Below are 813 nucleotides of genomic sequence, written 5' to 3' on the forward strand. Positions count from 1 at the left end.
TACACTAATTCTTCTGAAGAAACGGAAGAACTTTTCAACCGCATTGAATGGGTAAAAGCTGATATTACTGATATCCCATCCCTGAAAAAAGTTTTTGAAAATGTTGATTATGTGTATCACTGCGCAGCAGTAGTAAGCTTTGACACCTCAAGAGATGCGGAGTTAAGAAAAGTCAATATTGAGGGTACTGCGAATGTGGTCAACTTCTGCATCAAAAATGAGATTAAGAAACTCTGTTTTGTAAGTTCTATTGCCACTTTTGATCTGAAACCCGGAGAAAAAGAAATTACTGAAGGTTCTTTCTGGAACAAGGAACTCAATCATAATATGTACGCCATCACAAAGTATGGAGCCGAGATGGAAGTGTGGCGGGCAAGCCAGGAGGGTGTACCGGTAGTAATTGTGAATCCGGGTGTAATTATCGGCCCGGGTTTCTGGAACGATGGCAGCGGCAAGATCTTCAAAAAAATGGATTCGGGTCTGGATTATTATATTCCAAAAACCACGGGATTCGTGGGGGTTTGGGATGTTGTGAAGAGCATGCGGGAATTAATGGCTTCTTCAGTAAAAAACGAACAGTTTATCGTAATTTCAGAAAATCTTTCCTTTAGAGAAATTTTTTCTTTGACTGCAAAAGCTCTCGAAAAACCTGCACCTAACAAAAAGCTGAAAAAATGGATGGTATTCATGGGATGGGTTTGGCAGGAAGCTTCAGGAATATTTTCTAGCCAGGAAAAGCAGCTGGACAGGAGGTCCCAAAAAAGCCTTTTTGAACACACATTTTATTCCGCAGAAAAAATAAAAGCTGAACTG

The 813-nt window shown here is 40.2% G+C and carries 1 protein-coding gene; it reads left to right on the forward strand.

Annotation, left to right across the window (positions count from 1 at the left end; genetic code table 11):
- On the forward strand, positions 1–813 hold an 813-nt coding region (locus tag HC175_RS15565), incomplete at both ends, for an SDR family oxidoreductase (protein WP_168139364.1).

It is taken from the genome of Salinimicrobium oceani (genome assembly GCF_012037645.1).